Raw genomic sequence first — 9,213 nt, 5'->3', positions numbered from 1 at the left:
ACATATTTGGCAATGGATGCTATCTCATCCTTTATCAGTTCATATCTGGGCAATGATCTCTACCACCTTGTCTATCTGTTCCTTTGTAATGATCAGTGGAGGTGCTATGCGGAGTACCTTCTCGGAGGTGCAGTTTAAGAGAATGCCATTATCCCTTGCAAGGTCTACGATGTCTGCACAAGCCTTGTTTATTTCTACACCGATCATAAGACCGCGTCCACGAACTTCGACAATGCTGTCGTTATCAAGGGAATTGAGCTTGTCCATGAAGTATTGCCCCATCTCTGCCGAGCGTTCCACCAGCTTCTCATCCTTTATTACATTGATAGATGCCAGAGCTGAGGCACAAGCAAGTGGTCCTCCACCGAAAGTTGCAGCATGCTGGCTCTTTCCAAATGAAATTCCATCACGTGCCACAATAGCGCCCATTGGGAATCCGCCGCCGATAGCCTTTGCCATGGTCATGATATCCGGTTCGACCTTTGAATGGTCCTTGCAGAACCATTTACCTGTCCTTCCAAATCCTGTCTGCACTTCATCGAATATCAGGAGCATCTCGTTCTCATCACATATCTCACGCACTTCTCTCAGGTATTCATCGGAAGGCACATTTATGCCGCCTTCTCCCTGTATAGGCTCTACAATGACGGCAGCAGTATCTTCTGTAATTGTATCCCTTATGGCCTGTGCATCGTTATAGGCTACGAATCTCTCTCCCTGTATAAGTGGCTCGAAAGGTGTCCTGTAAATGGATTTGTATGTGACTGTCAGTGAACCCATGGTCCTTCCGTGGAATGAGTTCTCGGCAGCGATGAATTCTTTCTTGCCGGTGGCTACTCTTGCCAGTTTCATTGCAGCTTCCACGGCTTCGGTTCCGGAATTGCAGAAAAATGCACGCCCCATGCCTGAAATGTTCACAAGTTCTTCGGCAAAGTTTGCCTGGACGCCCGTGTAATAGAGATTTGAAGTGTGTATGAGCTTGCCTGCCTGCTTGCTGAGAGCTTCGACCACTTTCGGGTGGCAGTGTCCAACATTGTTCACAGCGATACCTGCAACGCAGTCGATATATTCCCTGCCCTCAATATCACGGACTATTGAACCCTGTCCGCTTTCAAGTGCTAATGGCTGGCGAGTGTATGTCTGCATTACATACTTTGAATCCTTTTCAACGATTGAATTATAATCTTTTGATAGAGTTGTCTCTTTGGTCATAAAAAGCCTCTAAATAGTTAGTAATGGTCAAATATCAAGCGTCATAAGTTCATTTTCATTGAGGATCTCATTATCTTCCCTTACGAAGATAATTCCTCCGGGTGCTCTCATGACACCGTCAACACGTGCACTTTCGTGTATCTTTATGGAATTGGCATTTATCTCACCAAGAACATGTGTTCCCTTGTTGATGTATATATCACCTCTGGATACAATGTTCCCGTGTATGATATTATCTTCCCCGAGGTCCACTGTATTAAGGGTGCGGATACTTCCATAAAGCGTAGTATCATTTCCCATCTCGAGTGTGGAAGCACGGATATTGCCGACAAGGCGACAATTGTTGCCTATGGACGCTGTGGCTGGTACTCTGATGGAATCTATGGATATCTTAGAACCGTTCGGGACGATCATGGCGAGATTTCCTATGGTCTCTACTTCTTCATCGAAAAGCTCATCAAGCGCCTTTTCGACCTCTTCATCCTTGCCCATGCGTAAAAGTTCTGTCAAATAAAGGAACAGGTATGCTATAACAGGAATCGGGTTCCTTACAACGATCCAGCCCTTTGCTTCGAAACCGCTGCTGATCTTCACATCATTTCCAATGTCAAGGTCGCCTTTTACAACGAGCCTTCCATCAATGGTGACGAACTCACCGATGTAAGCGTTCTCTTTTGTCTTGACGTTCCCACCGATGTGTGACCAGATATCTATCCTTACATCTGAGCTGGCAACTATGTCACCTGAAACCTCTACCCTTTCACCGAGTATGGCAGCTTTGGCGATAATTCCATAGCGTATGTCGGAATGGTTGCCCACTACGATATCACCATCAAGAACGATGTTCCGTTCTTCCATTTTTGTATTGTCAGGAATGACAAATGTCTTCAGGAGTCCCTCTTCTGCGATATTTTCACTCTCCGGTGGGGATGATTTGAGATTATGTATGCTCTATCAGCTTATTTAACCTGTTGCTATGTGTAGATTTTGAAGTCTGCCTGCTGTTTTGCAAGAGAAAGCTCATTGTTCGCATCCGCACCTGACATCGACCGCGGCACCGGTATCAAGGGCTTCGATCTCTTCAGGGGACAACACCAACTGTCCTGTTGCGATAACCATGTCGTTCTCATCGACAACGATGACCTCATCCCCGCTCCGAAGTTCAGGGTCTATGGCAGTTACATGTTTTGCAAATGTGGTCTTGCCCTTGGAGACGAAAGGCACAGCATCATCACAGACAGTGACCCTTGAACCTGGCGCAGGTATGTGTTTGTGTATAACTGTTGCAGCATCCATGCTCAATGTGAAAGTTCCATCCCTTGCTCTTACGGTCGCAATACGTTTGCCTTGGCTCATTATCTGTCGGATACGTTTTGTCCTTGAGAGCTGGAATGTTGAGTCCTCGGGGAACAGAATTTCTCCGCATCCTTTTCCAAACTGGTAGTCAGCCATGACACGAACTTTTTTCAGCATTTTCGCATTTTTATCCATAGGCGCAAGATTATGTATTGCACTTAAAAATAGTATCGGTCGAAAATGTGTTTCGGAATCGAATTGTTGGCATAACAGATTTTATATTTAAATGATACCAATCAGCTTTAAATATTATTATATCAATCTCTATATTGAGGAAACGGGAAGATTGCTTGCAAACGATTGTGTTGTAAATGACTGTAATCAAGCAAACCATTCATCCCCTCAAACAACCGTTTCCTCCTCTCTTGTTATCTTCTTTTGTGGTATTGACCTGAAAGCTTTGCTTTTTTGATAAATTAGTCTGATGCCATACGATATAAGGGCCAATATATTCATGTCGCCCTTACATCTCTACCTTATATCCTTAACATATCTTTTACATATCAGCCTTTAATAACGCCCATGGGCATCATTTTTGCTACCTTTCTTGCGATATCCAGTTCGTGGACCACATTGACCACTTCGCTACTGGATTTGTAAACGCCGGGAGCTTCTTCTGCAATGACAGCTGGATGTGCAGACCTGACCGTAATGCCCCTTTTCTCAAGTTGCATCTTGATATCTTCTCCTTGGAACTCCTTTTTAGCATGTGAACGGCTCATCACCCTGCCGGCACCATGACATGCACTCCCGAACGAGATATCCATTGATCGATCTCCTCCGTGAAGTACATAGGATGCCGTACCCATGCTTCCGGGGATAAGCACTGGCTGCCCTACCTCGCGATATTTTAAAGGAACTTCCTTATGTCCCCTTGGGAATGCCCTTGTAGCACCTTTACGGTGGACGTAGACGTTCTTCTTTTTGCCGTCAACCTCATGCTCTTCGAGCTTTGCCACGTTGTGTGCCACATCATAGACAAGTTCTAAACCAAGCTCGTCAATATCCGACCTGAATGTGTCTGCGATAACATCCCTTGTCCAGTGCGTGATCATCTGGCGGTTGTTCCACGCATAGTTGGCGGCACATATCATTGACCCGAAGTAGTTCTGTGCTTCCTCGGACTGCGCCGGAGCACATGCGAGTTGCTTATCTGGAAGTTGTATACCGTATTTCTTCGAAGCCTGTGACATCGTCTTGATATGGTCCGTACAGATCTGATGACCTGTGCCGCGTGAACCGCAATGTATCATAAAACTGACCTGACCTTCTTCCAGTCCAAAAGCATCAGCAGCCTCCTGGTCATATATCTTATCAACATATTGCACTTCAAGGAAATGATTCCCGCTTCCAAGGGTTCCTGCTTGTGGTCTCCCCCTCTTTCGTGCCTTGATGCTTATGTGACCAACATCTCCGCCTTCGATACACCCGCCGCCTTCACAGTGGTCAAGGTCGGTCTTTTCCCCATAACCGTTCTCCACTGCCCACTTCGAGCCATGCAGGTATATATCATCGAGTTCGCTGTCTGTAACTCTCAGACGGCTTTTTGACCCGACACCCGATGGCACTGCCTCGAACATCCTCTCTGTAAGTTCTTTCATCTTCGGACGGACCTCATCGACCGTAAGGTTGGATCGTAAAAGCCTTACACCGCAGTTAATATCAAAACCCACGCCTCCCGGGCTGATAACTCCTTCCTCTTCATCAAAGGCTGCAACGCCTCCTATGGGGAACCCGTAGCCCAGATGGGCATCAGGCATTGCCATGGAGAATTTCTGTATCCCTGGCAATTTTGCCACATTTGCCACCTGGTCAAGTGTTTCCGGCTCGAGGTCCCGGACAAGCTTCTCTGAAAGGTATATCCTTCCCGGAACGTTCATTCCAGGCGAGTAGTCCTCAGGTATCTCCCAGATATTATCATCTATCTTCGTGAGCAAATCAGTTATTTTATTTCCGCTTTCCATGTATCCCACCCCTTGATGATATTGTTCTTAATGTATCATCGATAATATTCGTTAATTTCATGTATCGACAGTGACCTGGACCATGGATCCGTTCTCGGTCTCTTCCACTCTCAGATCATTGTATGTCACTGCCTTGACCTCTGTATCGATCTCATGCTTTTCAAGGTCTATCTCTTCACCGCATGCATGACCTGATAATTCGAATTCTCCATCCTTTTCTGTTATATTTTCAACCTTGAACTCCCCGAATGCGAGGAAATCCACTTCGAAAATAAATAGGAGCTCTGAGAGCCACTCAACAAGCAGTTCATCGATCTCTGGTGCATTGACGATGATATCTTCTCTGTGCTTGCAGTCCACTTTTGATGTATTTATCATCACATTGAACATAGCTTCCGCAGCATTTGCAAAAGCATCTTCCTTTGTTTTGCCGTAGGCTCTGAACTTTGCATCCGCAGTATGTTCAAGATATTCATATTTTACTTCAGTGGACGGCATAATTTTTAGATGGTCTTTGCTCTACTTTAAACTATTCCAGAACGATCAGATGGGTCAATATGTCCTGTCTCAGAGGCGCTTCCATATGCTGCCCATTCTCTGTATGGCTGTAATATGGCTGCCAATGGCTATCACTACGAGAGACCACCCGATGATCGTGTATCCGAAGATCGCTTCACTGTAGATGTAGTAGGCAAGGGATGCTATCAGTATCAGTACAAGCCTGTCAGCCCGACCCATGATGCCGCCATAGAACCTGCCGATACCCAGTGCCTGTGCCTGGGTTCCAAGATAGCTGGTCAGAAGTACACAGACAATGGCTATGGTGCCTATCTGCCAATGGACATGTCCTCCGAAGAACATTCCGCATATTATGAAAACATCGGAATATCTGTCAATCACATGGTCAAGGAAATCGCCTTTTTTACTGTCTTTGCGAAGGTACCTTGCGACTGCACCATCGAGGGCATCAAGGAATGAGTTAAGGGCAACAAATAATATCGCTATGAGTGCACTTAAGGGGTTGTCCACAGAAAAATAGAATGAGATACCCGCAAGTGCAGCGCATACCAGTGAACCCACTGAGAGAGCGTTTGGTGATATGCCTTTGTTCGCTACGCTTCTTGCTATCGGGTCGAGTATCCTTGTAGCTGCCGGTCTGAATGAATCAATGGTCATGGCTGTTCCCTGTATGTTCAATAATAGTAGAGGTCTATTACCGTATATTGACTATTAGTTTTTTTGGTTCTTTTCGTATGGATTTATTTTTTGGCAAGGTCCACAAGATACTTTATTCTGCATGAATGTTCTATCTGTGTCATGATTATGTATGCTTCCGATAATGTCTTGCCTATTGTGAACGGCCCATGGCTGTAGACCACCATTCCTCGATGCTCTTCAAATGCCTTAACAGCTCCTTCTCCCACTTCCTTAGAACCGATTCCACCTTTAACGATGGGTATTTCCTTCAGGAAAAGTTTTCCTTCGCTGTCAATAGGGATTATCTTATCAGAATCCGTTATGAGTGTCTGTGTGACGGAATAGGGGCAATGTGCATGAACGATCGCTTTTGCATCTGTCCCCTGATAGATCGCACGATGGACCGATGCCTCTGAAGATGCCAGTACGTCAAGCGCTGATGTATTTTCGATGGGCACTTCTACCACACTTTTCTTCTCTATCTCATCCAGTGCCGCACCGGTGCGTGTTATTATCATACTTCTTCCAACACGCACACTGATGTTCCCGAAATTAGACTCTACAAGCCCGTGGTCCACAAGCTTTTTCCCGAATTTTGCCATTTCTTGCCACATAGTATATCTACCACTCTACATTCAACCATAACATTTATTTGTTATTATGCATTGTATGGGTACGTTTCAATAGCGCCTCGGTGGCTCAGCCCGGCAGAGCGAGTGATTTGTAATCACTAGGTCGCGTGTTCAAATCACGCCCGAGGCTTTTTCTCTCTGTATATGTTATTTTCTGCTTCTAATACTTCTATTGTAATTTTTCTTATGTTCGATTATTCCGAATATTTGTGTCTAGGCTACGGCACCCGGCATCTTTGTAACAAAAAGGAACAGTTATATAAAATATCAACATATGTGATGGAAGGTGATAATGGTTGGTATCTAATGATTATGTTGTAGGTTATTATGGCTCTACACCTTCATTTTTGGACTATTCATTTTTTATAATTCTATGTGTTGCATTTTATCTGGCAGCATATGTAACTCTAAAAAAGTTTTATGATGGAAATTTCAAAGTGGCATTTGCTATCGTTTATCTTCTTCTTTGTGTCTTCTCAACACTTCTGTCTGCATTGATCGCTTTCTATCTTTATTAAAGTTTAGTATGTTATGATGAATGTCTTCTGCCAGCGAAATACACGATCTCAGGGCCTATCAAGTTCGTGTATGATTTTCACCGGCCAAGACTATATGAGCGTTCAATCTTCGACAAGTATTTCCTTTTTGTTTTTCCTCTTCCCATTACCCTTTTCTCTCTTTCCTGGTGGTACAGTGCAGTTAATTAAACATCATATCCTATCTAAGACCAAACTCTCCAAGGACCTCTAAAAATGCAATTCAAACCCTATCACCTTGCATTCCTTGCAGCAACCGCCTTTTTTGCAATGGCAGGTGGTGCTATACTTGCTCCTGTCCTTCCGCAGATGGTTGGACCGCTTGGCAGGATGCCCCACGAAGTTGCACAATTGATGACCGTCTATACCATCTCCACAGCCATCTTTTCGCTGGTAATTGGCCATTTTGTGGACAGGGTCAATAGGAAGACCATCCTTGTTCCCTGTCTTGTTCTCAACGGTCTGATGGGGTATTTCAGCTTCTTTGCTACCGACCTTGAAACGTTGCTTGTGTTGAGGTTCGTTCAGGGTATAGGGATAGCCGGTATGATGTCACTGATAATGCTGGTCATAGGGGATGTCTATGAAGGGCTTGACCGTATTCAATCCATGGGAAGGATAAGTATGGCCATAGCCATTGGTTCTGTTACGGCACCTCTTATTGGTGGAGGTCTGGCCACAGTGGGGTGGAACTATCCGTTCCTGTTCTACGTCCTCTCCCTGCCATTTGCCCTTCTGGTGTGGGTGTTGCTTCCGGAAACAAAAGATCCTGGGCACCATGAAAATGCCAAAGGGCTTGGCGAAGCGCTTCGGGCATTGAAGGACATGAGAATTGCCTATACGGTCTTCTTAAGTTTCGCTATCTTCTTCCTGCTATTCTCAATTGTGGTTTACATTCCGTTCATGCTAAAGGAAGTATTCGGGTTCGCTGCAAAGGAAGCAGGGCTTGTGCTCTCCATTCAGGGATTTGCTATCATTCTGGTGGCTTCCGACATAAAGAAGCTTGCAGCAAGGTTATCGCTTCCAGTGCTCATAGGGTCCGGTTTTATCCTTATGGGTGTGTCGATATTTCTCATCTCTATGAATACTCAGCTTCCTGTCCTGTTCCTGCTTCTGCTTTTCTTCGGTGCCGGTTTTGGTCTTGCACAGGCCAGTATTGACTCGCAGATCATACAGATCTCACCTGCGAGGGCAAGGGGTGGTGTTCTGTCCATTCATAATACCATGAAATATGTGGGGCAAAGCGCTGCACCGGTTCTGCTGGGTGTGGTATTGCTCTACTTCGGTCTGCAAACAGTTTTCCTTTTGGCAGGCATTTTCGGTCTGATAGTGGCAGTGACCACATTTGCAGTCAGGGGATGGTTCGATTGATATCTGTCTATATAATACAAATAACAAAGAAATGAACATGTACTACGATCTAATGCAAACAGGCCTTGTGGGTGAGCTCCTTATCACAGGCGACAATGACGGCTTGAAAAAAGTATGTCTGATCAAAGGCAAGAATGACTTTATCATTCCTTCAGACTGGATTCGTGATGAAGTTCTTTTTTCAGATGTTAAGGAACAATTGGGGCAATATTTCAAAGGTAATTTGAAAGAGTTCGACATCAGATTGACTCCCGAAGGCACTTGCTTTCAGAAGCTGGTATGGGATGCCCTCACAGAAATACCGCTTGGAACGACTGTGACCTATGCCGATATTGCAAAAATGATCGGTAGGCCGAAAGCTGTGCGGGCTGTAGGGGGTGCTATCGGTGCAAATCCTATACTGATCATCATTCCGTGTCATCGGGTGATCGGTTCTTCAGGAAAGCTCACCGGATTCTCAAGTGGTCTGGAAAACAAGGTCCTGCTGCTGGAGCATGAGGGGATGGAAATAAAAGGTAGTGGAAGGTCAGCTCTTGTGATGTGATCTGATCCTTTACCGTTATTAGAACGGTATGGGTGAAATTGGGATCATTATGTGTGATGTGGGATCTTGGTTAAATACGAAGCCATTGCTTCCAAGTATGACTGCTATGCCAATGTTATTAAGAGGTGAAGGAAATTTACCGATGGGTATTACTTTCACACACTGCTTTTTTTAAAAAAGGATTCTCGCATCATCTTACAAATAAAAGGAGCTACATTACGTTTGGGACAAAAATCAAATAAATAAAAAGAAAGAGGGGCTTCACCCTCTTATTTTTTCTTAAGATATTTCCTGATATCATCGCGTTTAATGTATCCCATAAATCCGATGATCGTGGCAAACGATAGTAACATAGTTATATTGCCTATCGAAGTTTTTGCATCTGCGGACTTTGTGCGATT

9 protein-coding genes and 1 tRNA gene are annotated in these 9,213 nt (G+C 44.8%); 3 read left to right on the top strand and 7 right to left on the bottom strand.

Features of this window, described 5'->3' with window-relative positions:
* Nucleotides 1-39: 39 nt before the first annotated feature.
* From QAS77_RS08155 to QAS77_RS08125, 7 genes are all read right to left on the bottom strand, one after another.
* Nucleotides 40-1,212, bottom strand: a complete 1,173-nt coding sequence (locus tag QAS77_RS08155) for an acetylornithine transaminase (RefSeq protein WP_305064860.1) — start codon at nucleotides 1,210-1,212, stop codon at nucleotides 40-42.
* 27 nt (nucleotides 1,213-1,239) lie between these two features.
* On the bottom strand, nucleotides 1,240-2,070 hold the full coding sequence (locus QAS77_RS08150; protein ID WP_250867107.1) for a polymer-forming cytoskeletal protein: 831 nt from the start codon (nucleotides 2,068-2,070) through the stop codon (nucleotides 1,240-1,242).
* A gap of 162 nt (nucleotides 2,071-2,232) precedes the next feature.
* Nucleotides 2,233-2,703: a PUA domain-containing protein gene (locus tag QAS77_RS08145; RefSeq protein WP_250867106.1), complete on the bottom strand. Its 471-nt coding sequence runs from the start codon at nucleotides 2,701-2,703 to the stop codon at nucleotides 2,233-2,235.
* 368 nt (nucleotides 2,704-3,071) lie between these two features.
* Nucleotides 3,072-4,532 (bottom strand): RtcB family protein, encoded by a 1,461-nt coding sequence (locus QAS77_RS08140; protein ID WP_305064858.1) that lies wholly within the window; start codon nucleotides 4,530-4,532, stop codon nucleotides 3,072-3,074.
* 57 nt (nucleotides 4,533-4,589) lie between these two features.
* Complete coding sequence (locus QAS77_RS08135; RefSeq protein WP_305064856.1) at nucleotides 4,590-5,030, bottom strand: archease; 441 nt, start codon at nucleotides 5,028-5,030, stop codon at nucleotides 4,590-4,592.
* Nucleotides 5,031-5,099: 69 nt separating this feature from the next.
* Nucleotides 5,100-5,708, bottom strand: a complete 609-nt coding sequence (gene pgsA, locus QAS77_RS08130; protein WP_250867104.1) for an archaetidylinositol phosphate synthase — start codon at nucleotides 5,706-5,708, stop codon at nucleotides 5,100-5,102.
* Between the two features lie 83 nt (nucleotides 5,709-5,791).
* Entirely contained in the window at nucleotides 5,792-6,331 is a 540-nt protein-coding gene (locus QAS77_RS08125; protein ID WP_331522478.1) for an aldolase, read from the bottom strand.
* A gap of 86 nt (nucleotides 6,332-6,417) precedes the next feature.
* Here QAS77_RS08125 and QAS77_RS08120 point away from each other — a divergent pair.
* The 3 genes from QAS77_RS08120 to QAS77_RS08110 all read left to right on the top strand — a co-directional run bounded on the left by QAS77_RS08120 (nucleotide 6,418) and on the right by QAS77_RS08110 (nucleotide 8,812).
* Nucleotides 6,418-6,491, top strand: a tRNA-Thr gene (locus QAS77_RS08120).
* Between the two features lie 622 nt (nucleotides 6,492-7,113).
* Nucleotides 7,114-8,268 carry an MFS transporter gene (locus tag QAS77_RS08115; protein ID WP_305064851.1) on the top strand — a complete coding sequence of 385 codons (1,155 nt, stop codon included), beginning with the start codon at nucleotides 7,114-7,116 and terminating at the stop codon, nucleotides 8,266-8,268.
* A 37-nt stretch (nucleotides 8,269-8,305) separates the two neighbouring features.
* Nucleotides 8,306-8,812 carry a methylated-DNA--[protein]-cysteine S-methyltransferase gene (locus QAS77_RS08110; protein WP_331522484.1) on the top strand — a complete coding sequence of 169 codons (507 nt, stop codon included), beginning with the start codon at nucleotides 8,306-8,308 and terminating at the stop codon, nucleotides 8,810-8,812.
* The last annotated feature ends 401 nt before the right edge of the window (nucleotides 8,813-9,213 follow it).

The sequence above is a fragment of the Methanococcoides sp. genome, from assembly GCF_030594565.1.
Lineage (GTDB): Archaea > Halobacteriota > Methanosarcinia > Methanosarcinales > Methanosarcinaceae > Methanococcoides > Methanococcoides seepicolus.
This window is presented reverse-complemented; position numbering and strand designations above follow the sequence as displayed.

Coding starts and splice junctions, on each gene's coding strand:
- QAS77_RS08140 (WP_305064858.1), bottom strand. CDS start 4,532: ATGGAAAGCGGAAATAAAATAACTGATTTGCTCACGAAGATAGATGAT.
- pgsA (WP_250867104.1), bottom strand. CDS start 5,708: ATGACCATTGATTCATTCAGACCGGCAGCTACAAGGATACTCGACCCG.
- QAS77_RS08145 (WP_250867106.1), bottom strand. CDS start 2,703: ATGGATAAAAATGCGAAAATGCTGAAAAAAGTTCGTGTCATGGCTGAC.
- QAS77_RS08155 (WP_305064860.1), bottom strand. CDS start 1,212: ATGACCAAAGAGACAACTCTATCAAAAGATTATAATTCAATCGTTGAA.
- QAS77_RS08125 (WP_331522478.1), bottom strand. CDS start 6,331: ATGGCAAAATTCGGGAAAAAGCTTGTGGACCACGGGCTTGTAGAGTCT.
- QAS77_RS08110 (WP_331522484.1), top strand. CDS start 8,306: ATGTACTACGATCTAATGCAAACAGGCCTTGTGGGTGAGCTCCTTATC.
- QAS77_RS08150 (WP_250867107.1), bottom strand. CDS start 2,070: ATGGAAGAACGGAACATCGTTCTTGATGGTGATATCGTAGTGGGCAAC.
- QAS77_RS08115 (WP_305064851.1), top strand. CDS start 7,114: ATGCAATTCAAACCCTATCACCTTGCATTCCTTGCAGCAACCGCCTTT.
- QAS77_RS08135 (WP_305064856.1), bottom strand. CDS start 5,030: ATGCCGTCCACTGAAGTAAAATATGAATATCTTGAACATACTGCGGAT.